Origin of the sequence: Aureispira sp. CCB-E, from assembly GCF_031326345.1 — a bacterium.
In the GTDB taxonomy this organism is placed as follows: domain Bacteria; phylum Bacteroidota; class Bacteroidia; order Chitinophagales; family Saprospiraceae; genus Aureispira.
Genome location: NZ_CP133671.1, coordinates 1,210,222 through 1,235,878 on the forward strand (window position 1 = coordinate 1,210,222; position 25,657 = coordinate 1,235,878).

At 36.5% G+C, this 25,657-nt stretch carries 18 protein-coding genes; 15 read left to right on the top strand and 3 right to left on the bottom strand.

Annotated features, from left to right (window positions below):
- Positions 1-153 precede the first annotated feature (153 nt).
- Together QP953_RS04560 and QP953_RS04565 are read right to left on the bottom strand one after the other, a co-directional pair.
- Complete coding sequence (locus QP953_RS04560) at positions 154-3,426, bottom strand: CHAT domain-containing tetratricopeptide repeat protein (protein WP_309554111.1); 3,273 nt, start codon at positions 3,424-3,426, stop codon at positions 154-156.
- A 350-nt stretch (positions 3,427-3,776) separates the two neighbouring features.
- Positions 3,777-4,904 (bottom strand): Smr/MutS family protein, encoded by a 1,128-nt coding sequence (locus QP953_RS04565; RefSeq protein ID WP_309554112.1) that lies wholly within the window; start codon positions 4,902-4,904, stop codon positions 3,777-3,779.
- A 513-nt stretch (positions 4,905-5,417) separates the two neighbouring features.
- On the opposite strand from QP953_RS04565, the gene QP953_RS04570 reads away from it, so the two are divergent.
- From QP953_RS04570 to QP953_RS04640, 15 genes are all read left to right on the top strand, one after another.
- Positions 5,418-6,845: a c-type cytochrome gene (locus tag QP953_RS04570; protein WP_309554113.1), complete on the top strand. Its 1,428-nt coding sequence runs from the start codon at positions 5,418-5,420 to the stop codon at positions 6,843-6,845.
- A 120-nt stretch (positions 6,846-6,965) separates the two neighbouring features.
- On the top strand, positions 6,966-10,286 hold the full coding sequence (locus QP953_RS04575) for a TAT-variant-translocated molybdopterin oxidoreductase (protein ID WP_052594719.1): 3,321 nt from the start codon (positions 6,966-6,968) through the stop codon (positions 10,284-10,286).
- 60 nt (positions 10,287-10,346) lie between these two features.
- The gene (nrfD, locus tag QP953_RS04580) at positions 10,347-11,963 is read left to right on the top strand and encodes an NrfD/PsrC family molybdoenzyme membrane anchor subunit (protein WP_081909493.1); all 1,617 of its coding nucleotides are present in this window, start codon (positions 10,347-10,349) and stop codon (positions 11,961-11,963) included.
- Positions 11,964-12,013: 50 nt separating this feature from the next.
- Positions 12,014-12,547, top strand: a complete 534-nt coding sequence (locus QP953_RS04585; protein WP_052594714.1) for a DUF3341 domain-containing protein — start codon at positions 12,014-12,016, stop codon at positions 12,545-12,547.
- A 32-nt stretch (positions 12,548-12,579) separates the two neighbouring features.
- Positions 12,580-13,704 (top strand): OmpA family protein, encoded by a 1,125-nt coding sequence (locus QP953_RS04590; RefSeq protein ID WP_052594712.1) that lies wholly within the window; start codon positions 12,580-12,582, stop codon positions 13,702-13,704.
- Between the two features lie 63 nt (positions 13,705-13,767).
- Positions 13,768-15,384, top strand: a complete 1,617-nt coding sequence (locus tag QP953_RS04595) for a hypothetical protein (RefSeq protein WP_309554114.1) — start codon at positions 13,768-13,770, stop codon at positions 15,382-15,384.
- 91 nt (positions 15,385-15,475) lie between these two features.
- Positions 15,476-16,942, top strand: coding sequence for a cytochrome c oxidase subunit II (locus QP953_RS04600; RefSeq protein ID WP_309554115.1), 1,467 nt, complete (start codon positions 15,476-15,478; stop codon positions 16,940-16,942).
- Between the two features lie 56 nt (positions 16,943-16,998).
- Positions 16,999-18,852 (top strand): cbb3-type cytochrome c oxidase subunit I, encoded by a 1,854-nt coding sequence (locus QP953_RS04605; RefSeq protein ID WP_052594708.1) that lies wholly within the window; start codon positions 16,999-17,001, stop codon positions 18,850-18,852.
- 75 nt (positions 18,853-18,927) lie between these two features.
- Positions 18,928-19,827, top strand: a complete 900-nt coding sequence (cyoE, locus tag QP953_RS04610; protein WP_231512768.1) for a heme o synthase — start codon at positions 18,928-18,930, stop codon at positions 19,825-19,827.
- A gap of 3 nt (positions 19,828-19,830) precedes the next feature.
- On the top strand, positions 19,831-20,409 hold the full coding sequence (locus QP953_RS04615) for a cytochrome c oxidase subunit 3 (RefSeq protein ID WP_231512767.1): 579 nt from the start codon (positions 19,831-19,833) through the stop codon (positions 20,407-20,409).
- A 55-nt stretch (positions 20,410-20,464) separates the two neighbouring features.
- Positions 20,465-21,472 (top strand): cytochrome c oxidase subunit 3, encoded by a 1,008-nt coding sequence (locus QP953_RS04620; protein ID WP_052594706.1) that lies wholly within the window; start codon positions 20,465-20,467, stop codon positions 21,470-21,472.
- A 60-nt stretch (positions 21,473-21,532) separates the two neighbouring features.
- Complete coding sequence (locus QP953_RS04625; protein WP_309554116.1) at positions 21,533-21,970, top strand: cytochrome C oxidase subunit IV family protein; 438 nt, start codon at positions 21,533-21,535, stop codon at positions 21,968-21,970.
- Positions 21,971-22,214: 244 nt separating this feature from the next.
- On the top strand, positions 22,215-22,910 hold the full coding sequence (locus QP953_RS04630; RefSeq protein ID WP_052594704.1) for a hypothetical protein: 696 nt from the start codon (positions 22,215-22,217) through the stop codon (positions 22,908-22,910).
- Between the two features lie 65 nt (positions 22,911-22,975).
- Complete coding sequence (locus tag QP953_RS04635) at positions 22,976-23,557, top strand: DUF420 domain-containing protein (protein WP_309554117.1); 582 nt, start codon at positions 22,976-22,978, stop codon at positions 23,555-23,557.
- 349 nt (positions 23,558-23,906) lie between these two features.
- Entirely contained in the window at positions 23,907-24,242 is a 336-nt protein-coding gene (locus tag QP953_RS04640; RefSeq protein ID WP_063833044.1) for a hypothetical protein, read from the top strand.
- 197 nt (positions 24,243-24,439) lie between these two features.
- On the opposite strand, the gene mltG is transcribed toward QP953_RS04640, so the two are convergent.
- Positions 24,440-25,498 carry an endolytic transglycosylase MltG gene (mltG, locus tag QP953_RS04645; protein ID WP_052594701.1) on the bottom strand — a complete coding sequence of 353 codons (1,059 nt, stop codon included), beginning with the start codon at positions 25,496-25,498 and terminating at the stop codon, positions 24,440-24,442.
- Between the last annotated feature and the right edge of the window lie 159 nt (positions 25,499-25,657).

Here is a 25,657-nt window from a genome sequence, read left to right on the forward strand (position 1 = left end):
TGATTTTTTACTTTTTTACCAAAAAGATAAAAAAGAACATTTATATTAGCTTGATAATCAAAAGTTTAACACAAAATGCAGCAAGGGTGCAACTTACTGATTATCAAACTAATAAAGTTTTTCAACGAACTATTGATGTTAAGGACAATAGTTTTAGAAAAATTTAGCTTTAACCTTGATTAGTAAGGAAATAAGAGCTACAGCTATTAAGAGAGTACCAAGATACCAGAGATAACCAGCAGCAGAGTCTTTAAGGGAATTGATTGGCATGCTATTGCCTGACAAAACAAAGCCACCCCAATAAAAAGGAGCTAAGAGATTGGCATTTTCTCGATTTTCATTTAAGTACTTAATTTTTGCCTTTTGTAGTGCTTCGTCGATGGGCATTCCCTTTTTGAGATTTCTATAAAATTGCTTCATCAGCAATTCTGTAGACCAGTCAGATACGGGCCATTTACTCATAATAATATTAGGAATACCAGCATAAGAAAACCCACGAGCAATACTCACGACACCTTCTCCTTTGGCAAGTTTTCCCATACCAGAGTTGCAAGCACTTAATACCGCCAAATCTGCATTTAGTCGCATATTATAAAGTTCAAAAGCATGTAAAATACCATCCTCTAAGCCTTCGTTTTTCAGAATTAGACTGGAAAACATCGGATCTAAATCATTGAGAACACCATGTGTAGCAATGTGTAAAACACTATAATCGTGGGCTTTTGATTTAAATTGTAATTCAGAGGCAGCACTATTGATATAAGCATTACTAGCAAACATATCCGCTATGTGCTGTGCTTCTTGCTGAGCACCAGGCAAGGGACGCAACTTTTCTCCAATACCTTTATCCTTAATAATAGTCTCCATTGCAGTAAAGTTAGGAGCCCAAGTAGAAATAGATTTATGGATGTTCTTGTGTGGTCTTTGACGTTTGCTTAATAAAAACATACCCGCCGAATAATTGTAATAAATAGGATGATCTTCAATTAAGAAATGTACTTGTCTGTAAATAGAAGCCCCAGTACTTTTTAATTGTGGTTGATTGGTCGGCAAGACCCCAAATGGGATGTAATTTAACTCTGCATCGGGAGCAATGATAAGCCTTTTGCCTTCCAAGAAGGGGGCCAACTCCCCAATAACACTTTCATAAAGCGCATTACCGTGGATCGCATACAAATCAGCCTTATTGTCTCTTAAGGCATGTTGAAGCTTTTTGACAGTATAAGGCAGAGGGCGTTTAAGAGTTTTAAACTGGCTTTTTATGGTTTGGTTGCTAATTGCTAAAACATATACAAAGGTATCTGTAACCACATATTCTAGAAAAACTTCATCATTTTTTAATGCTTTTTGTAGTTGTTTAAGTGTTACTCCTTTGTTATTGCTATACTTTAAATCATAGTACTCGGGATAATTTCGCTCTAATTTTTTTAATAGGATAGTATGTTCTTTAGAGATAGCTTCAACCTTATTTTGTAATTGTTTGATGCGTTCTTTATTAGCGTATTTTCCCTGTTGCATTTCATAAAAAATTTCTCCCTTTAAGTAAGAAATCTGAACTTTAAAGCCATTTTCCATAACGGTTAAGTTTCTAGGAATACCCGCTATCTGCATTGAGTTTAGGTTGTGTATTGTCTCAAACAGTACAGCACTTTTAGAAAGCTCTGCATAAGAAAACGCTTCGTGCAAGTAATCTTGATTTTGAGTTTTTAAGTAGAGTGTATTACAAATTTTTACAGCATGTTGGCTCAATCGATGCGTAATCGTTCCTAATTGGTATTTTGATTCATCATCTCGTTGAATAACTCGAAGTTTATACAACAACTCTGTAGCAATAGCATAATGTGCCAATACTTTTTTTAATTCAACTTCTGATGGATTATGCTTATTTTTTTCATAAAGAATAATCCCCTTGGTGGTAATTGAATTTAATAGCTCTAAAGGAAAAGGAATCTTATAGATATTATCCAAAAGAGAATAATCAATCTCTATTTCTGCTCCTACTTGACTGTGTTGAGCTTGGTCGATATAATTTAAAGCTTCGGAATATAATTGATTGGCTAGATAGATTTCACTCAAAATACGTTTGACTTCCCCTTTTCTAGGGTGTGGGTTGTTGTAATTGTAATAATTATCAATGGACTCAAGGGCTTTTTCATAATAAATTTGAGAGAGAGGATAATCTCCCGCTTCAAAATATAATTTTCCAATTAAAATGTGCAAGTCTATTTTTTTCTCAATTTGTTTTTGTCTAGGCAGTTTGTAGAGAATATCTTCTGCACTTTTGTAAAACAACAATGCCAAATTATAATCAACGGATTTATTGGGTTTGCTCGCATGTACAATAGGCGCTAAGTTTCGAACCGTTAACTGTTCTTCCCAATCCTTTTGAACATCATTAACAGTCATTTCATACCAAGCAACATTAGAGGCAGAAGCTCTCAATGCTTGAATGATTCGCCCTTGTGTAATGTAACTATTGTAGAGGTGAAAAGCATCCGAATCATTGGATAAACCATTCTCCCAAAGCAATAAAGCATTGCTATTATAATTAATGGCAAGATTATATTTTCGTTGGCTAAAATAAATTGCTGCCAACATGGAAGCAATGCGAGGCGATTTGTCTGTTTTTATTTGCTCCGCATCAATAGCTTCTCTTGCACTTTTTAGATAAGGAAGTGCTTCGTCGTATTTGTTTTGTTCAAAAAAAGACAAACCAACCCCATAATCAATTTCGATTGCCTGAATTTTTTTATCTAAAATATCTTTCGTTGCTTCTTTAATAGCTGCCATGTATTTTTTGGCAGCTTCATCGGTACTTAGCAACATATCATTCAAATTCCAGATACGTTTCTTCTTTGTCCGCTGCTGCCCAAAGGGAGTGCTATCATAATCTGATTCATTAGCAACTAATTCATTGTACTCCTCGACAAGGTTTAATAAATCTTTTTTCTTAACTTCTCTGTTTTTGAGAAGAGCCGTAATTTCTGAACGGTCACTAAAGTATTCTATCATCTGTTTTCTAAAGCGACCAAAACGAACTTTAGTTAATTGTCCATCTCTTTCTAAAAAGATATCAGTAGCTCCTTTAGGATTAAACCTAGTTGCATATTCATACACACTTATTCCTGTTGCATTTTCTGCAAGAAGATGCATAAATGTAAGTACTGGCTTCTTGTTTTTGAATGGATAGAGTTTTGTTTGGTATATAATGCCATCTTTGCGCCATTCCAACAACTCGTTGGGAGTATACCTACTCGTTTTTCCACGCTCATCTATAAATGTAATGGCACTGGAGCTAATACTCAAATTCAAGCCCTCTATTTTTCCATATTTAGTAGCATCTTCTTTGGTGATAATATAATCAGAATCTTGAGCAATTGTCGTCAACGATAATAAGAGTAGAACAACAATAAATAAGTGGTTCATTAGATGTATAAACGTTTATTAAGGGAATACATAAAATTAATTTCTTTACTATAATATGCAATTATACACTGTGTTTGTAAAACGATAAAAGGGATGACTTACGATTCTATGAACACAATGGCTAAGGGGAAATGTGAATTTTTTTCTTTTTATTCCAAACAAGAAAAAGCTATTTTATTAGCTTATCTTTTCTACCTATTGTACTTAGAATAATAAAAATAAGCCAGTCAAAGTTTGTTCTTCAACTCAATTTTTTTGATAGATGGAAAATATCTTTTTTCTATTTGTACTATTTTAGACGAATGGATGATAAGTGAGTCGATAAAAATATAAAGAAAAAGAAGGGACGTTTATTTTTTTAAAAGCACTTTAGTAGCGCCAAAACCATATTTTTCGTGAAACTCATTTTTATAAGCCTTAACATCACCATGAAATCGCAAGAATTCGTCTACTCCTTGTTTTAATTTCCCTTTGCCAAGACCATGAATAATAAAGATTTCTTTTAGACCAAATTCTACCGCTTTGGCAACAAAATCTTCTAAAACTTGTATCTGCAATTCATACAACTCTCTTGCCGTAAACTCAGAAGTGTCATTCACTAATTTCTCCGCATGCAAATCCAACTCTGGTTCAAAAGAGGCAACATCCATCAGATCAAAAGAACGATATAAGCGGTTAATTGGTGCCATTATCTGTGCCCGTTCTTTTTTGTGAAGGTTTGTATAATCTTTTATCGAATGACTTTTTTTTGTGTATGGATTTAATTTATGAAATAACAGAAAGCTATATGTGTTTATTCCCATCAAAGGAATTGGCTGAGTTGTTCGGATAAATTTACGATATTTCAGCTTAATTATTTTTTCAAAGCCAAACTTAGGGCAGGTGAATTCTATATATGGAGCATCGTTGAACTGTGCTTGTGTGAATTCTCCAATTGCAAAAAAAGTATTGGCAGGAATGATTTTGTTAAAACCGTGTTCTAGTGCTTGATTCAAAAACAACTTAAACGTGAAACTAAAAGAGGTAGGAGTATCATTAACTAGATAAATAGTATAATTGCTATTAGACGTTTGGTGAAATGCCAAAAAACAGCCTTTATTACTTGGAGCTTGTTCAATGATAGCAGTAGGAATAAAAGTTGCTTCGTTTGTTTCTTCAGTATTCTCATAGAGATTGTCAATGATAGCTTTTCTGTTTTTGGGACGGAGGGCAGCTCTTTTTCTATCTTCCAACTCTTTTTTGCTGTAAAATAAATCTTCAGTAGAAGGTCCTTTTACCTTTTTCTTTAATGCTTTTTGCTGTTCAGATTGTTCGATTGCTTTAAAATCTTTGTCCAGCACAATATCATCTTCAAAAGCAATGCTATCTTCTTGTTCCTCGTCTAGCCATACGGTATAGCTACCATCTTGATGATTTTCAATAATCTCGGCAAGCATTCCTGTATATTTGAACCGTATTTTAGCTCCTATCTCAAACATTTTATTTATTCATATTTTGACTGTAAAAAAAGAAGGTTTTTTTGGGACGTATTTTTTCTAAAAATGCTAATTATTTTCTTTTTGAATGATTAACCGCATTGTTTGTTAAAGGAACCTCTAAACAACACTTAAAGGGAGGGGATAGATTTGGTGCTTTGCAAATATCAACTATCCTTTTGACTAAATCAATAGATTTTGACAATTCTCTGATTTTTCTTTTAAAAAATGCGAAAAAATGGAGAAGGATTTTAACTTAGCGGTTAAGATTCTGGAAAAATATATTGAGAATAACAAGATAACGTATAGGAAGTTTGAAAATCAGCTTTTTATGTTAAAGTTTGAGCTTAAGCAAAAGGAAAGACTTACAAACAAGTTAAACAAAAGTTAAAGAAATCTTATTTAGATCGGGTCTAAATAGTTTAGAGTTTTTAGGAACATTTGTAAAAAAGGTTTGTGGGTTGTATTTTTGCCTCAAACACAACAAGAGTTGTTTTTTGACAAAAAAATTACAAAATGATATATCAAAGACTTTTAAGCTTTTGCGCAATTACTTTGTTAATTGCAATGTTGCCAAACTGGTCAATGGCGGCGGATGCAAATAATGGTAAATCTCTATTTTTGGAGAAATGTGCCAGTTGTCACAACATCGACATGGTTAGTGACATGACGGGACCTGCTCTATATGGAGCAAAGGATCGTTGGAAAAAATATCCTGGTGCTATCTATGAGTGGATACGTAACTCTGAAGCTTTAGCGGAGGCAGGAAATCCTCGTGCTAAGCAAATGGTAACTTGGGCTGCTTCTGCCATGACAGCCTTTGAATCTTTAGAAGATGCTCAAATTGATGACATCTTGGAATTTGTGGAGTTAAAAGGTTCTGGCAAGTTAGGAGGTAAAGAAAATAAAGAAGGAGGTGAAGTTGTTACAGCAAGTCAAGACGAGAGTAGCCCTTGGTTGGGTTATATCTTAATTTTTGTGTTGTTGTTAGCGATTGCTTTGTTGGGACGCTATATTAATAGCTTAACACGTTTGTCTCAGCAAAATGAAGGGGCTGTTGTTACTCCAGAGAAATCTGTTGTAGGTATTTTACTAGGACCTTCTGTGATTAAATTGCTAATTTTTGTAGTTGTTTTAATTGGAGGTTATACTACTGTTAACAACGCTATTGGTTTGGGACGTCAACAAGACTACGCACCAACTCAGCCTGTTAACTTCTCACACAAAATCCATGCTGGAGACAACGGAATTGATTGTCAATACTGTCACGATGGGGCTCGTCGTTCTAAGCATTCTGTTATTCCTGCTTCTAATACTTGTATTAACTGTCACGCCAACATCCAAAAAGGATCAAAAGATGGTACTAAAGAGTTGATCAAAGTATATGCTGCATCAGGTTTCAATCCATTGTCTAACTCTTACTTGCCAGAAGATATGAGCGATGAGGATAGAGCAGAAGTATACAGAAGATGGTTGAGAAAAACTTATGACAAAGAGTGGAAAGAAAATGAAACTTCTGTCAATAGAATGATTGATGAGCAATTGGCTTCTGTAAAAGGTACTTACAACAAACCAATCGAGTGGGTTCGTATTCACAACTTGCCAGATCACGTTTATTTCAATCACTCTCAACACGTAACTGTGGGTAAAGTGAAATGTGAGACTTGTCACGGTGAAGTATCTGAAATGGATGTCGTGAAGCAACATTCTCCATTGTCTATGGGATGGTGTATCAATTGTCATAGACAAACAGAAGTTCAGTTCCGTGATGGTTTGAACGCAGGTAAGAAAACACCTTATGATGGTGACGACAATAAAGCAAATGCTTACTATACTGATTACAAATATTATGAGCAATACCACAATGAGCTAAAAGACGGTAAACGTACAGGAGTTACTGTTGAAGAAATTGGTGGTTTGGAGTGTCAAAAATGTCACTACTAATCAGTATTTATAAAGCATCTTTTCAACAAAGCAATTAGTTGTTGAAAAGATGCCCTGTTCTATAATAAATTAGCAATAACAAGGGGGGAAGACCCTACTTCCAATATATCTTATAAGACTATGAATAAGAAGGAAAACAATAATAAAGTTTGGGTAAGTGTAGAAGACTTAACCAATGATATTTCTACTAATGATCTACAGCAAAATGAATTTGCGCATACTGAAGGAACAGAGAACAGCGAGCACAGCCGTCGTGATTTCCTAAAGTATATGGGATTTGGTCTAACAGCTGCTACTGTAGCAAGTTGTGAAACGCCAGTGAAAACGGCAATTCCTTATGTAATTAAACCGGAAGAAATTGTTCCAGGTGTAGCGACTTACTTTGCTTCTGCTGTTGTGCAGGGGGGCGATGTATTACCTGCATTGGTGAAAACTCGTGAAGGTCGTCCAATTAAGATTGAAGGAAACCCTGGAAGCAAAAAAGACAAGACTTTTACAGAAGGAGGTACTTGTGCTAGAAGTCAAGCTTCTATCTTAGAACTATATGATACCAACCGTCTTAAAGGGGCTGGAGATGTTGCTAAGTTGTTAGAGGCAGAAAAAATCAAAAATACAAAACAAAGAAATGAAGCAGAAGCTAAGGCAATGTTGTCTTGGGCTGACTTAGACAAAGCTGTTAAAGCAGGTTTGAATGGTCAAATTCGCATCGTTTCTCATACTAATAATAGTCCTACTTTTAAAGCAGCAGTAGAAGCGTTTAAAGGCAAATATCCTAGCGCACAATTGGTGCAATATGACCCGATTTCTTACTCTGCAATCATTGAGGCAAACGAAAAAATGTACAACAAGCCTTGGATTCCAGCATACCACTTTGATAAAGCAATGTGTGTAGTCGGAATTGAGGCAGACTTTTTAGGTACTTGGGTTTCTCCAGTAGAGTACTCTAAAGATTATATCAAAAATCGTAAAGTAACAGACCAAGATATCAAAGTAGGGGCAGACAAGACAATGTCTACGCACATCCAATTTGAATCTCGTATGTCGTTAACAGGTTCTAACGCAGATCATAGAGTATTGATCAAACCTTCTGAATGGGGGGCTGCTGTTGGAATGTTGTATACAGAAGTAGCAAAAGAAACTGGAAACAGTGCTGCTGCATTAGGATTTACACCATCATTTGCATGGAAAAAAGCTCCTAAAGCAATTAAAGATACTGCTAAAAAATTAGTTGCAAATGCTCGCAAAGCATTGGTCGTTTGCGGTATCAACGATGTTAACATCCAAATGACCGTTAATGCAATCAACGAAATGTTGGGTGCTGTTAATGCTACCATGACTTTGACAAAAGATATGCACTCTAAACAACGTTTGGGGCGCGATGCTGCTGTTCAAGCTTTGGTAAACGATATGAAAAGTGGTGCTGTTAATGCAATCATCGTTTGCGATGGTGCTAACCCAGCTTATGATATTCCTGGCATGGCTGCTGATTTTGCTACGGCACTTCCAAAAGTAGGAATGTCTGTATCTCTAGGTTTAACCTTGAATGAAACAGCTGCTTTATGTAAATACGTAGCACCAGACCACCATACCTTGGAGGCTTGGGGTGATGCTGAACCTAAAAAAGGTGAAATATATGTTGTTCAACCAACTATTGCGCCTTTGTTTAGCACCCGTCAAGCAGGAGAGTCTTTGTTAGCTTGGGCTGGAATATCAACTACGTATCATGATTTCATGAAAGAGACTTGGAAGAACAAAATGTTCCCTGCTCAAAGTGATTACATGACGTTCCAATCTTTCTGGAATAATACATTACACAATGGATGGTTTAAAACAAGCTCTCCAATTGTTGAAAATATAATCGAAACGCCTGTCGTAGATGCGAACACTCCAGAGCTTCCTACAGATGTAGAGCCTACTCCAGAACCTAGTAACTTGGGTATAGTTGGAGCAGTTGCGGCTTTATCTCAAAAGAAATCAGATGGACTAGAAGTAACATTCTACGAAAGTGTACAATTAGGAGCTGGACAGCATGCCAACAATCCTTGGTTGCAAGAAATGCCAGATCCTATTATGCGTACTACTTGGGATAACTTCATTCAAATTCCATTAAAATGGGATGGTGGTTCTGGATACACTTCTTTGAATAACTTGAAAGATGGTGATATTGCTACAATTACCATAGATGGAAAACCTTATCAATTGCCTGTATTCCGTACATTTGGTCAAATGGACAACACGGTTTCTATTGCCTTAGGATATGGACGTACTAGAGCAGGTAAGGCGGGTAATGGAGTAGGAACAGACTTGTTCCCTGCTATCAAAGGCTTTAGTTATGCTGGTGCTGGTTCTGTATCAGAATATGAAGGGCACGATGGTTTGTTTGCCTGTGTGCAAATGCACCATACTTATGGTTTGACAACAACAGATGAAGCAACAGGAAAAACTAAAATGCATACTTATGCTACTGGCGAAGAGAAGCCATTCAATGTAGATGAGCATAATGAAGGTTTCCAAGGTGCTTTGATTGATCGTTCTGTTTTCTTCCACTCTACGGCTAAAGAAGTAGCTAAGGATGTAAAAGAATTAGCAGAAAAACGCAAAGGTTATCAATATCTAAATAGCAAAGGTTTATATCCTGACCGCAAGGAGTTCTACGGAATGGGACACCACTGGGGAATGGCTGTAGATTTAAACTCTTGTACTGGATGTGGAGCTTGTACGGTAGCTTGTATGGCTGAAAACAACGTTCCTGTAGTTGGTAAATTTGAGGTGAATAACATTCATGAGATGACTTGGTTGAGAATTGACCGTTATTTCTATGGAAATGAAGAAACACCAAATGCTGTTTATATGCCAATGATGTGTCAGCACTGTGATAATGCTCCTTGTGAGAATGTTTGTCCAGTTGCAGCAACCAACCATAGTTCAGAAGGTTTAAACCAGATGACTTATAACCGTTGTGTAGGTACACGTTACTGTGCGAACAACTGTCCATTTAAAGTACGTCGTTTCAACTGGTTGGATTATACATCAGCGGATATTTTCCCTTCTAACGAGGTAGACATGAACAGAGGAATTGACGATGCAGAAAGTTATAACTACATGAACGATAACTTGACTCGTATGGTCTTAAACCCAGACGTAACGGTTCGTACTCGTGGAGTAATTGAAAAATGTAGCTTCTGTATTCAACGTATTCAAGAAGGTAAATTGGCTGCGAAGGTAGAAGGTCGTAAACTAAAAGATTCTGATGTAACTCCAGCTTGTGCACAAGCTTGTTCTACTGGAGCTATTGTCTTTGGTGATGACAACAATCCAAACAGTGAAGTTTATAAATTGCAAAGAACACAACGTGCGTACATTCCATTGGAAGAAACCAACGTTCGTTCTTCTGTGAACTACTTAATGAAAGTAGTAAACAAAGATGAAAACTTTGCTTAGTAAGAGAAATTAATAGAATAGAAAGTAGATAAATACAATTTAGATAAAAACATAAATTTTATGAGCGCAGTTGTATCAAATGTTCGCCCACCATTAGTAACGGGCAGCAAGACGTATCATCAAATAACAGAGGATATCTGTTCTCCTACGGAGCAATTACCAGGAATGGGATGGGTGCTTTGTTTGCTAGGTAGCTTAGGGCTTTTGGCCTTTGGTGGTATTGCCGTTTTCTTTACCTTATGGTTTGGTATCGGTACTTGGAATTTGAACCGTACGATTGGTTGGGGATGGGATATCACTAACTTTGTATGGTGGGTAGGTATTGGTCACGCAGGAACCTTGATTTCTGCCATCTTATTATTATTCCGTCAAAAATGGCGTACTGGTGTAAACCGTGCTGCTGAGGCGATGACAATTTTTGCTGTAATTTGTGCAGCATTCTTCCCTGGAATTCACATGGGACGTATGTGGATGGCATTCTTTGTATTTCCTTATCCAAATACACGTGGACCTTTATGGGTAAACTTTAACTCTCCTCTTTTGTGGGACGTATTTGCGATTAGTACTTATTTTACAGTGTCTTTATTGTTCTGGTATACTGGTTTGGTACCTGATTTTGCCACCATCCGTGACCGTGCAAAAGGATTTAGAAAGAAAATTTACAATTTCTTGTCAATGGGATGGACTGGTTCAGCTAAGCACTGGCAACGTTGGGAGTCTTTATCTTTAGTATTGGCAGGTTTGGCAACTCCTTTGGTACTTTCTGTACATACGATTGTATCATTTGACTTTGCTACTTCTGTAATCCCTGGTTGGCATACAACTATTTTCCCTCCTTACTTCGTAGCAGGGGCAATCTTCTCAGGATTTGCAATGGTATGTACCTTGATGATTATCACAAGATCTATCCTTAAATTAGAAGACTATATTACAATCGAGCACATCGAGTCGATGAACAAAGTAATCGTACTGACAGGATCAATAGTAGGGGTTGCTTATTTGACAGAGTTGTTTGTTGCTTGGTATTCAGGATATATTTATGAGCAATACGCATTCTACAATCGTGCTGTGGGACCTTATTGGTGGGCTTATGCAGCGATGATGGGATGTAACGTAATCTCTCCACAATTCTTCTGGTTCCGCTCAATCAGACGTTCTTTAGTGTGGACATTTGTTTTATCTATTGTTGTAAATATTGGTATGTGGTTCGAGCGTTTTGTAATTATCGCAACAACACTAGCAAGAGATTTCATTCCATCTAGTTGGAGTTACTACACTCCATCTTGGGTAGAAATTGGTATTTATCTATTTACTTTTGGATTGTTTGGTACACTTTACCTAATCTTTATGCGTGTCGCTCCTGTAGTAGCTGTAGCAGAGATTAAGTCTATCTTAAAATCTTCTGGTGATCAATATGTGGGTCCTGCTGTAGCAGAAAAAACTGGTGAAATCAATGCTGGTTTGCACCACCATGATCACGATGAGCACATGACACACGGTCATGTTCAAACTCCTCAAAATTTGACTGGAACAGCTCCTGATACAAAAACGTCTACAGTTTTAGAGTCTGACGTAGATGTATTGATAGGAGATAATCCTGAAGATAAAACCATCGAAGACTTCAAAGAAGATTTGAATTTTGAAGATGGAGAAGATTCTGAAAAAGACGATAAATAAACAATTAAGCAATCTCTTAGGCAAACGCCTAGTATAAATATAGATTAAGCATGAAAAGAGTATTAAATAAAAAAGTGCTATACGGCTTGTACAATGATGAGGAAATCCTTATGTCAGCAATCAAGCAAATCAAAAAAGAAGATGCTGAAATTATGGATGTGTACACTCCTTTTCCAGTACACGGTTTGGACCCTGTATTGGGCTTGAGCGAGTCTCGCTTGCATATTGCAGGATTTTTGTATGGAATGACGGGTACAACTTTAGCCTTTGGTTTCATGTCTTGGGTATTTACCCGTGATTGGCCGATTATTTTTGGTGGAAAGCCTTATTTTTCTGTTCCTGCATTTATTCCAATTACGTTTGAGTTTACGGTATTGATGGCAGCAGTGGGAATGGTTATTACCTTCTACCTTGTATGTGGATTAGGATTTGGAGTTGAGAATCCATATTTAGATCCAAGAATTACGGACGACAAGTTTTGCATCGCTTTTGATGTATCACACAGTTCAAAAGAAGAGGTAGAGGCACTTTCTGTATTATTGGAAAGAACTAGTGCAGAAGAAGTTCACACTAAAGATATCTAATATTAAAAACTAAAGAATAATTCGAAATAGAAATGAAAAATCTAACAAGCATATATTCATTGGCTACCGTTGGTCTGGCTAGTCTTTTGTTATGGAGCTGTGGTCGTGCTGGTGGTGATGATACTGGTAGTGAATACATGCCAGATATGTCACATTCCATTGCATACGAAGCAAACTACAGTAGTTATTATTATAATAATACTTGGGATGGAGAAGAAGCTTATAGAGCTTATGCTGGTCCTCGTAAACCTGTGAAAGGAACCGTAGCTCGTGGTTACTTGCCTTCTAAATACCAAAACTTAGAAGATTATAGAACTTCTGCTGACGAAACTCACGTGGCTCTTCAAGAAAAAGTAAGAGATATGATGATGGCAGATGCTAGCATCCAAAATGAAATTAAACCAACTTCTAAAGCAGAATTAGAAAGAGTTTTGACAGACGGTGCTACATTGTACTCTATTAACTGTGAAGTATGTCATGGTGAAGAAGCTGATGGAAATGGTGTGTTGTATAATGAGGGAGAAGGAAAATATAGTGCTAAACCTGCTAACTTAGTTAATGAGGAATTTAGTACTGCTACAGATGGTCGCTTCTTAAACGCTATTTTGCATGGAAAAGGTATGATGCAATCTCATGCTGATAAAATGTCTCCAATGGAACGTTGGAAAGTAATTCACTATATTCGTTCTATGCAGGCAGCTAAAGCTGGAAAAGAATACAATCCAACAGGTAATGTTAATGTATCTCCAAAACCTTCTTTAGAGGAGTCTTTTAATGCTATGATTAGCGAATTGAAAGCCAATCATGATGTACAAGATTTGAAAATTAACTTGGACAATGTATTATACAATTCAGGGAATGCTGAATTACAATCTGCTTCTTCAAAGACACTAAATACTTTGGTAGCTTTATTGGAAGCTAACCCTACTGTGAAAATCGAAATTAGTGGTCACACAGATAATTCAGGAGATTCTACTGAAAACCTTGAGTTGTCAACGGCAAGAGCACAAGCTGTATACCAGTATTTGCTTGATCATAACATTGTTGCAGAGCGTTTGTCTTACAAAGGATATGGAGACACTCAACCTGTAGCATCGAATGATACAGAAGAAGGAAAAAAACAAAATAGAAGAACAGAGCTAAAGATTGTTCAATAACAATTTATTTAGTTTTCAATAAAGCGTAATCTAAGATTAAAACAAGTATAACTTTTATATACAATGAGCAATCATAACAACGAAACTTTTGTCTTTGACGGAAAAACCAAGCTGTTTACCATCGTACTGATGGTTATTGGTGCCGTCTGTTTAGGCTGGTCCTACATCAGTGGTCCTGAGGATATGCATCACATGCGTTTTTGGACTAATTACTTGCACAATTCCGTGTTTTTCACAGGAATTGCATTTACAGCAGTTCTATTCTTAGCAGCACATGCTTTGGCATGGGGTGGATGGGTTGCAATGTTTAAACGTATCCCTGAAGCGATTATGAGCTTCTTGTGGGTAGGAGCTATCTTATTTTTAATCTTAGGAATAGCGATATACATGCACGCAAATGGTACAGAATTATTGTACTTGTGGAACAACCAAGATTATCTAAATGTAGAAAGTGCAAACTTTGATCCATTGGCTTTTCACAAGTCTGCTTTTGTTAACCCTATCGCTTACTTATTGACTGTAGTGGTTGTGTTAGCATGGACTTTCTTTGCTGTAATGTTTAGAAAAATCTCTATCAATGAGGATTCTACTCCTTATGTTGTTACAACAGATAATCCTGTTCCTGAAAACGTAAGAAAAAACCGTATCTATGCAGCAGCATTTTTGCCAATTGGTGGTTTTTCTAGTGCTTACGTTATCTGGCAATGGGTAATGTCAGTAGATACTCACTGGTACTCTACTCTATTTGCTTGGTACGTAACCGTATCTATGTGGGTAGCTATGATGGCTATGACTTTTATGCTTATCATCTTCTTGAGAGGAAGAGGTTTGCTACAAAAATTCACAGATGAGCACATGCATGATATTGGAAAATATATCTTTGGATTTAGCGTATTTTGGACTTATTTGTGGTTCTCTCAATTTATGTTAATTTGGTACGCTAACAACGGTGAGGAAACTCAGTACTTCTTTATTCGTTTTGAGCAATTCAAAGTGGTTTTCTTTGCTAATTTATTAATGAACTTTGTTGGTCCTTTCTTCATCTTGATGATGAACAACTCTAAACGTACATTGGGGACACTAGGGTTTGTTGCTGGACTAGTATTTATTGGACATTGGGTAGACTTTTATCAAATGATTAAGCCTGGTGTTTGGTATAACTACGAGCATGCTCAACACTTGTCTCACGCTGGACATGGTGAACATGGAGATACACACAGTGAGAACACTTATCACATCAACGAAGCTCCTAAAGCTGTTTTAACAACTTATCAAGACGATCAACATGGCCATGACCATGGAAACGATCATAGCAATGGAGATGATGTTAATACAAATGCAGAGCATAATCACGATACACATACAGACAATCATAACCATGACGATCATGCTACAACAGATGCTGGACATGATCATGATGACAATCACGGTCATGCAGCAGCAGGACACGATGATCATGCACACGGAGATCATGCACATCATGCAGAACCTCAATTCTTGCTAGGAGTACACTTCCCTGGAGCACTAGAAATTGGAACAATGTTAGGTTTCTTAGGCTTGTTCTTATTTGTAACATTCACTGCATTGAGTCGTGCACCATTGTATCCACCAAACGATCCATATATCTTGGAGAGTGAGCATTATGATACTGGAATCGGACCAGAAAGAGACGCACACTAATAGAACGCTATATAAGAAGCATCTATTAGTAATTAATAAAACAATGAATATTTTAATTTAAAGGTTATACCTTTTAAACAATATAAAAGACATGGGATTTACAATCGGGGCATTATGTGTCATTTTATTGGCTGTATTTATCGTGCAGGTAGGAAAAGCTAGAGAACTAGCATCTATAGTACGTAACGACCCAGCAGAACAAGATGAGATCAATAAGTTCCACACTGGTTTAGGAATGGTATTTATGGTTACCTTCTTATCGGTGTGTGTGGTTTCTTTTATCTACTACATCCCAACAACTCTAGGATGGGGACCTAATATTGCTGCATCAAAGCATGGACCAGAAGTAGATTACTTATTTAATCTTACGTTGTTCTTTACATTTATCGTATTTGTATTAACGCACATTGCATTATTCTGGTTTGCTTGGAAATACAAAGGTAAACAAGGAAAAATTGGTCTTTATTGGGCGCACAATGAAACACTAGAAATGGTGTGGATGATTATTCCTTCTGTTGTAATGACTTTCTTGGTAGTAGGTGGATTACAAGCTTGGAATAAAATTATGTTGGACTTGCCAGAAGATTCTGTAAGTGTTATTTTACCAGAAGAGGATGGAGAATACTTGGAAATCGAAGCAACAGGAACACAGTTCTTGTGGTACTTGCGTTATCCTGGTCGTGATGGAAAAATTGGTACAAAATACTTTACACAAATCAATAGTGCCAACCAATTGGGACAAACTTGGACAGATGAGAAAAACATGGATGATTTCATGACTACTGAGATCGTACTTCCTGTAGGAAAACCTGTTCGCGTTCGCATTACTGCTCGTGATGTATTGCACAACTTCTACATCCGTGATATGCGTGTTAAAACAGATGCTGTTCCTGGTATGCCAACTTACTTTAACTTCACACCTACAGTAACAACAGATTCTATGCGTCGTCGTTTGAGTCAACAGCCAGAGTGGCAAGTTCCAGACAAAAAAGACGATACAAAGCAACGTTGGGAAATGTTTAACTACGAGTTAGCTTGTGCTGAGCTTTGTGGTAATGGCCACTACAGTATGAGAAACTTGGTTAAAATTGTTTCTGAAGAAGAATACTTGGATTGGTTGGATGAGCAAGAAGGTGGTAAATTGGAAGAGGTTGTAGATTCTGCAAATGGTGGTGAAACAACTTATACTTATGTACCAGGTTCTGTAAAATCTCAGTACTTCTCTAAAATTTTTAACACAGACAAAGATCCTCTAAAAGGTAAAACTGCTGATTTAGAAAAATTAGTAGAAAACAAGCTTCGTGTCAATGTTTACATGAACAAGATGAGAGAAATGAGAAATAATGCTGAATTGGGATCTGCTGATTATAACAATGCAGAAGCTGCAATGAATCAACTAAAACCTATTCAAAAAGTAGCTCGTACAACAACATCAGTAGCAGAATCTAATGCAAAATTAGAAGAAGCTAAAGCAATTGCTAATAGTGTTAAAATAACTCCAAAAGAGCCTGTATCAGTATCTGTTGATTCAACAGTACAAGACACTACAGGTAAATAATAGAGTGTAAGAGATTAGAAGAAATTATAAATATCAATAGTTAAATATAAGCTATCATGGCAGATATTAATATCATAGAAAAAGAATTAGAGCATGGCGGACACCACGATGACCATGGACATGATGACCACGGCCATCACGGTGACAAGTATCAGTCTTCTTTTGTAGATCGATACATTTTTAGCCAAGATCACAAAACGATTGGAAAGCAATTCTTGATTACAGGAATTATTTGGGCAATCATAGGTGCTGGAATGTCGATTATTTTCCGCTTGCAATTAGGATTTCCTGATGCAAACATGGCTTGGCTACAACCTTTGTTGGGTGGATGGATTAATATTGATCCAACAACAGGAGTTGGTAGAATTGACCCAGATTTTTATTATGCATTAGTAACAATGCATGGTACAATCTTAGTATTCTTTGTACTAACAGCAGGATTATCAGGAACATTTAGTAACCTTTTGATTCCGTTGCAACTAGGAGCAAGAGATATGGCTTCGCCAATGATGAACATGTTATCGTATTGGTTCTTCTTCTTGGCCGGATTTATCTTATTAATTTCTTTGTTCTTAAATACAGGACCATTCTCTGGTGGATGGACAGGATACCCTCCTTTATCTGCGTTGCCACAGGCATCAGATGGATCAAAGGCAGGAGCAACTTTATGGTTGTTGTCATTGGTATTCTTTGTTGTATCCGTACTATTGGGTGGAATCAACTATATTACTACTGTATTAAATATGCGTACCAAAGGGATGCATATGTTTAGAATGCCTCTAACAATTTGGGCGTTTTTCGTGACAGCAATTTTAGGATTGTTATCATTCCCAGTATTGGCATCAGGTTTCTTTATGTTGACTTTTGACCGTGTTTTGGGAACATCATTCTTCTTAAATGAAATCTATGTTGCTGGAGAAGCTTTGACAACAAGAGTGGGTGGTTCAGCAATTTTGTACCAACATTTATTCTGGTTCTTAGGACACCCTGAGGTATACATTATTATTTTGCCAGCAATGGGACTAGTATCAGAAGTATTGTCAGTACATGCACGTAAGCCAATCTTTGGTTACAAAGCAATGGTATTTTCTATCTTAGCAATTGGTGTCTTGTCCTTCTTAGTTTGGGCACATCACATGTATATGTCAGGAATGAACCCATTCATCGCAAATATCTTCGTTCTCTTTACGTTGATTATTGCGGTTCCTTCAGCTGTAAAAGTATTTAACTGGATTGCAACAATATGGGGAGGTAACTTGCGCATCAATTCTGCCTCTTTATTCTCTATTGGTTTTGTATCTATGTTTATCTCTGGTGGTTTGACAGGTATCTTCTTAGGAAACGCAGCCATCGATATTCAACAACACGATACTTATTTTGTAGTAGCCCATTTCCATATTGTAATGGGGGTAGCTGCTTTCTTTGGTATGTTTGCTGGTATTTATCACTGGTTCCCTCGTATGTATGGTCGTTTTATGAACGAAACACTAGGAAAAATCCACTTCTGGGGAACAATGATTGGAGCGTATGCTATCTTTGGACCAATGCACTATTTAGGAATGGCTGGTGTACCTCGTCGTTACTACCGTTTTGATGGTTTTCAAGCGTTTGCTGAATTCGGTGGTATGAACGAATTTATTACAATTGCAGCTATTTTGACATTTGCTGTTCAGTTGTTGTTTGTGATCAACTTCTTCTACTCTATGTACAAAGGAAGAAAGCAAACAGAATTGAATCCTTGGGGAGCAACAACTTTAGAGTGGACAGCTCCTGTAAATGCAGGACACGGGAACTGGGAAGGAGATATTCCTCATGTATACCGTTGGCCTTATGATTTGGGACGTCACGGTAGAGAGTTTATCCTTCAAACTGAGCCTTTAGCAGAAGGTGAAGTAGATGGAGGTCATTAATAATAACGTATTTATCCAACAGCAGTTTGTTGGTGAACGACAAACTGCTGTTGGTATCTTATAAATATCAGAAAGTTGGCAACAACAAATAGTAAAACGGTAAGTACAGGAAGTTTTTTGAAACAGAAGATTAATGACTACAAACTTTTGACTAAAGTGAAATTGTCGGGGTTGGTTGTCTTTTCTGCTTGTATTACTTACATTTTGGGAGCGAGCACATTTAACTGGCAAGCCTTAGTAATACTAGGTCTTGGAGGTTTTTTTGTAACAGGAGCTGCAAATGCACTCAATCAAGTCTTGGAGAAAGACTATGATAGGTTGATGAAGCGAACAGAAAATCGTCCAATTGCTACAGGTAGAATGGAAACATCAGAAGCGGTGTTAATAGCAGGTTTGTTAAGCGTAGCAGGTTTGTTATTACTATCTTCTTTTAATCCTATGACCGCAGTTTTAGGAGCTTTATCTCTAGTTTCATATTCCTTTATTTATACACCAATGAAACGTGTTTCTCCAGTTGCAGTATGGATTGGTGCCATACCAGGAGCTTTGCCAATGGCTATTGGTTGGGTTGCTGCGGGAAACAACTTGGGACCAGAGGCTATTTTCTTATTTAGTCTTCAGTTCTTTTGGCAGTTTCCTCATTTCTGGGCGATTGCATGGGTAGCTTACAAAGATTATTCAAAGGCAGGTTTTTATTTGTTGCCTTCCAAAAAAGTAGATGGAAGAGACAAAAGTACTGCACTACAAACAATTTTTTATGCTTTGTGCTTACTTCCAATGAGCTTTTTGCCAATTTATTTTAATATTGCAGGCTATATTGCTTGTGTGGTTATGTTGATAATGGGTATCTTTTATCTAACTTATGCCATTAAATTATACTTAGAATGTAACGATCAAGCAGCTCGAAAATTGATGTTCGCGTCTTTTGCTTATTTACCAGTTGTTTTGATTGTTTTAGTTCTTGATAAAATCTAACATATGGAAATGGTTGCATCTCCAAAAAAGATAAAACGAATCCATCCCAAAAAATTTGCTTTGTGGACGGCAATGGTGAGTATGATTATGCTATTTTCAGCATTTACGAGTGCTTACTTAGTCCGAAAAGCAGCAGGGAATTGGCTTTCGTTTCCAATAGTAGAAGAGTTCTTTTATAGTACTGGAGTTATTCTGTCAAGTAGTGTTATCTTACACGTTGCATACAAAGCTTTTGTGGCAAAAAATTATGGTTTATACAAGGTTTTGTTAACAGTAGGTTTTGTATTGGGAATTTCATTTGTTGCCTTGCAATACATGGGATGGTTGGCACTGAATGACATGGGAATTTTTATCTCAACCAATCAATCTAGTAGCTTTTTCGTCTTGTTAATTGGTGCTCATGCACTGCATGTTATCGGAGGAATTACAGCCCTAATGATTAGTTGGATATATGCCTTGAAACGCAGTACTCAAGCATGGACTCCTAAAGGACAATTAAGATTAGAATTAACATTTACCTATTGGCATTTTGTCGATATTTTGTGGTTGTACTTATTGTTATTCTTGTGGATACAACAATAGTGCACCATAGTTTTTAAATAAAAATTAATATTCATATAAAATTAAAGTCGTAACAATGGCAACTGATACTGTTCACGAAATTGAAAACGAAATCGGAATGGAAGAATTGTGGGATGGAGGAGATTCTCCGTTTCGCTCGGAGTATGGAAAATTAATGATGTGGTATTTCCTACTCTCTGATGCTTTCACTTTTGCAGGATTCCTTATCGCTTATGGATCTTTGCGTTTTAGCATGAATGCGTGGCCTGTACCAGATCATGTATTTAGCACAGCTCCTTTTGGAATAGAAGGTGCTCCTCTTATTTTTGTTACATTCATGACTTTTGTTTTGATTGTAAGTTCAGTAACTGTTCTTAGAGCTGTTCAAGAAGGAAAATTAGAAAATGTTCACGGTGTTGTAAAATGGTTGTTCATCACGATTATTGGTGGTGGTATGTTTTTGGGTTGTCAAGCTTGGGAATGGACAAACTTGATTGCTGCAGAGGGCGTAACTATTTATAACAACCCATTTAGTTCGGCTTTAGATAATGGAACGTATGTGACATTAGCAGAAGCAAAGAAATTGAATCCTGAATTGGAGGAGAAAACCATGATGGTTTCTATCCATTCGGATGCTGGTCATAGTGAAGAGGCGTTGCCTTATTTGTACGATGCTAAAAATGATCAAAAATATTTTGAAAAATTCGACCACCATTATTTCCATAGACATGGAAGCGAAGCGCCTAAAAAAGCAGTTGGTGAATCTTTTGAGGTTGGTGAACCTTATTTGATTGCTTACCACGATGGGGAGTATTTCCCAGGTGCTTACAAAACAGCTGGAACATTGATGGCAGAAGAAATGGGACCAACAGCATTTGGGACATTGTTCTTCTTTATCACTGGGTTCCATGGATTTCACGTATTCTCTGGTTTGGTAATTCTATTGGTTATTGCTCTAAACTCTTGGTCTGGATTCTATAGAGTACGTAACAATGGGCATGTTATGGTTGAAAAAGTTGGTCTCTATTGGCACTTTGTAGATTTAGTTTGGGTATTTGTATTCTTGGCATTCTACCTATTATAATCTATCAAAAGTCAACGAAATATCAATAATTAAAAATATCAATAATAAATTATATATATCATGGGACATTCACATGGACTAAGTGTCGAAGAGCAAAGAAAAGAAGATATAAAAGTAGGTGTTAAAGGGTTTTGGATTTTATTGTTAGTAACTTTTGCTGAGGTAGCAATTGCTTTATTTCTAAAAGATCTTTTACCTGGATTAGTAGTAAGACTATTTATGATTGCACTAAGTTTGTACAAAGCTTATTATATTGTTAGCATATTTATGCATTTAGGATCAGAAGTAGGAGGAATGGCTGCAACGATTGTATTGCCAATGGCTCTTTTAATTTGGGCAGTTATTGCATTTTTGTGGGAAGGTAATTATGCTAGAACCAATAGAAATGCTGTCATGGATGCACGTCCAGGTGCTGAGACTCCTGCCAAAGAGACCTCTAAAGAAACTAGTATGAGATCTATCGACGATTTACCAACACAATTGTCGTTTCAATCGTAACTATTGAATAGTTGTTACAGCTAAAAATAAAAATTTGTTATTTAAAAGTGTTCTAAGTAAGCCTTAGAACACTTTTTTTGTTTTATAGCTACCAACTTGAACTAAAGATGTATTACTTTTGTGACAACAAGTGCAGAATTCGTCTTTTCAATACAAAGAATCTCTACGATTTCTCCAATTATGAAGCGATGAATGATCTGTTATTATTAAAAATAAAAAAGTATTTGCGTAAAGAATTGCGTAAATGAAGCAAAGCAATATGTCTGAGAAGAAGAAGAAAAATCCAATTGCAGCAATTATTTTCCTAATGTTTGTTGTGGTTTTACCTGTTATTACGGTTGTTTTTTCCAAAACAGGATTGGATAAATACAAGGGAATACGAAGTGAAATGCAGTTTTTGGGAGACTCTATCCGAGTTGATTTTGATCACCTTTCTACTTATTGGGATGTGCCTTTGACCAACGAATTGATTAAAGGAAAACTAGTGATCGCTGGTTTTTGGGATTATGCCTGTAAAGATCAAATTGGCGCGTTTGTCGATTCTCTAAAAAGTCTTCAAAGTAATTTTAACAAAGAAGATCAAGGTAAAATTTTGTTTGTTATTCATACAGAAGATTTTCGTCAAGATTCATCTTGGGCATTGGGAAAATACGTAGATGCTTGGAATATTGATACTTCAGATTGGAAATTTACCATGGGAATTGATAGAGGACGCTATAAGATGGCATCTGAAAAAAATTGTTTTAACATTGCTGTTTTAGATGGGCGAGTTAGTCGAAAAGATGATTCTGAAAATTATAAAAAAGGACCTTTGTTGTGTGATTATTATAATCTAAAAGATACAGAAGCTGTCAAGCAGTTGTTGCGTCATATGGCAATTATAATGCCTGCCAAACAACGCAAGAAGATAGAATGGAAACAAGAAGAGAAACTGTATTAAGTACGCAGGGACTAAACAAGCGATTTAGTTTGCCAAAGCGTTCAAAATATAAAATATAATCAATTATGAATAAAACATTAAATACACCAGAAAATGCCGATCAGTTGGCAAAAGCAGAAACAGCCAATTATAAGAAATTGCGCTTGTTAGTGAATGTTATCTCTGTAGCGCTCCCTTTGATTGTTGGAGCTATGTTTCAATTTAAATTTACAGATTTTGTTTGGCCATTTGATGTACACGTATTGCCTTTGATTAATGCGATTTTGAACGGTGCAACAGCTGTGTTATTAATTGGGGCATTAGTTGCTGTGAAAGGAAGAAATATTGACTTGCATAAAAAACTTATCTATGCAGGAATGGGGCTATCGTTATTGTTTTTGGTCGTTTATATTATGTATCATACTACCGCAGGGCATACTAAGTTTGGAGGAGAGGGAACAATTCGTTATATCTACTTCTTTTTATTGTTGACACATATTTTGTTGGCTGCAATTCAGGCTCCTTTTGTACTATATGCTTTTTTATACGGTTATACAGGGCAAATTGAAAAACATCAGAAGATTGTAAAATTTAGTTACCCAATTTGGTTATATGTTTCTATTACAGGAGTAATTTGTTATCTTATGATTTCTCCTTATTATGCATAAAAATCATTATCTTGTCGTAACTAACAAACTTGTAAGACATATTCATACTATCTCAATCCCAATTAAAATCATTTTGGAAAGTATAGATTTAGTACTTAGCTGCGCTGCTACTTCCCTCTAGTCATGAACTTGGGCTTTTGTGCTACTAGCACAAGCCTACTCGGCAAGCTTAGTTTTTTAGCTTTTTTGTAAAAAACTAAAAAAGCATCTTTGCATCAGTTTACCGTGTGAGGGCTTCGCCGTTGATTATCAATTCTTTAATAAATCAAGTGGCAAAAGTGTTAATCTATTGATAATCAAATTAATACGATTTTTTTTACGAAGTAATGCAGATTGAAATCAAGAAATAATGAAAAATACAACTTTAAAAATCATTCAATTGCTAGGCATAACCCTTGTTATTATTTTAATGACAACTCTTTGGGCAGAGGCACAATGTCCAATGTGTAAGATGTCGGCAGAATCTAATCTCAATAATGGTGGTACGGCTGCTGCTGGATTAAACAAAGGAATTATTTACCTATTAATAGGACCTTATATTATGATGAGTATTGTAGGGTATCTTTGGTGGCGAAACCGAAAAATGGTTCAAGAACAAGAGCAGGAAGAAGATATTCGTGCGTTGCTAGAGCCTCACGACATGGTTATCAGTAGCACAGAATTTAACGAAACAGTTGATATCTAAAAGCTCACTTTTATAACCAAATAGAATTTTTTAAGTCTAGGTGCAATTATGTGCTTAAGGAGCGTTAAAGCTTTTCTATAATAAACTAGCTCTCTCTAATAATTTTAGAGAGAGCTAGTTTATTTATTGGCAGTTTTAGTTTTACCTTTCATAACTAACCTTGGGAGATTTAGGAATAAAAAGATACTTTACCAATACTATTGTTTGCGAATCCAATTCCAGTAGCGTTTGGCATTGTTAATATGTGCTCGGTGTGTTTTTGCAAATGCATGCATATTAGGTGCTTCTCCTTCCTGCGGTGGTTTGGCACAGAAGAACATATATTCGTGTTCTTCTGCATTTAAAACAGCATCTATAGCATTGATAGAGGACATATAAATGGGACCAGGAGGCAAACCTGCGTATTTGTAAGTATTGTATGGTGATTCTGTTTGCAAATGAACATCTAAGACCCTCTTAATTGTAAAGTCCCCTACAGCAAAAATAACAGTTGGATCTGCTTCTAATTTCCAGCCTTCTTTGCGCAATCGATTGAGGTAGACCCCTGCTATCCTAGGGCGTTCAGGCTTGTATTGACTTTCGGATTCTACAATGGACGCTAATGTATAAACCTCGATAGGAGTGAGGTCTAAATCCTTAGCTTTGGCAAGTCGTTCATCATTCCAAAATTTTTTGTTCTCTTTGAGCATCTTTTGCCAAAATGTTAGAGCATCGCAATTCCAGTAAACTTCGTAGGTATTAGGAATAAAGGCAGCCATTACATTGTCGGGAGTATAGCCAGATTGTGCTAAAAAGTCAGCATCTTCTAATAATTGGATAATTTCTAATGAATCGGCTTCTATTTGTCGACTGACATAGCCTGCAATTTGTTGTTTTAGTCGGAAGTTGTGAAAGGTTAAGCGTACCGCCAACTGACGTCCACGAAGAATGCGAACTAAATCGCGATTGCTACGAACAGAGGTTGGAATTTCGTACTTACCCGTCTTAACTTTGTAGTTCATTTGTTGGGCTGTAAAAACAAATCCTCCTTTGTTTTGAATAATCTTTTGTTGGTGTAGCAACTCTGCAAGTTCGTCTATAGACTGGTTGCTTTTAGGAATAGTTAAGACTACATTCTCACTGAGTTGTATATTAGTCCCAAAAATTTGATTGTAAAAATAATACGCCAACGCACTGCCAATGATTAAAAGGAGTAAAAAAAAGCCTAATAATAATTTAAGCCACTTTCTTTTAGGCTTTACATCTATTGATTCCATTTGAAAAATAGTAATATAAATTAGTAGTTCGTTGATTCGTTACGGTGCTACTGTGTGTGGTAGCGTGGACAACTCTAATCAGCAAGTTGCCTATGTTGCTACTGCGTGGTTTCAACAAACTATTGATAAGTAAGTAATCGCTTATAATAAATAATGGTA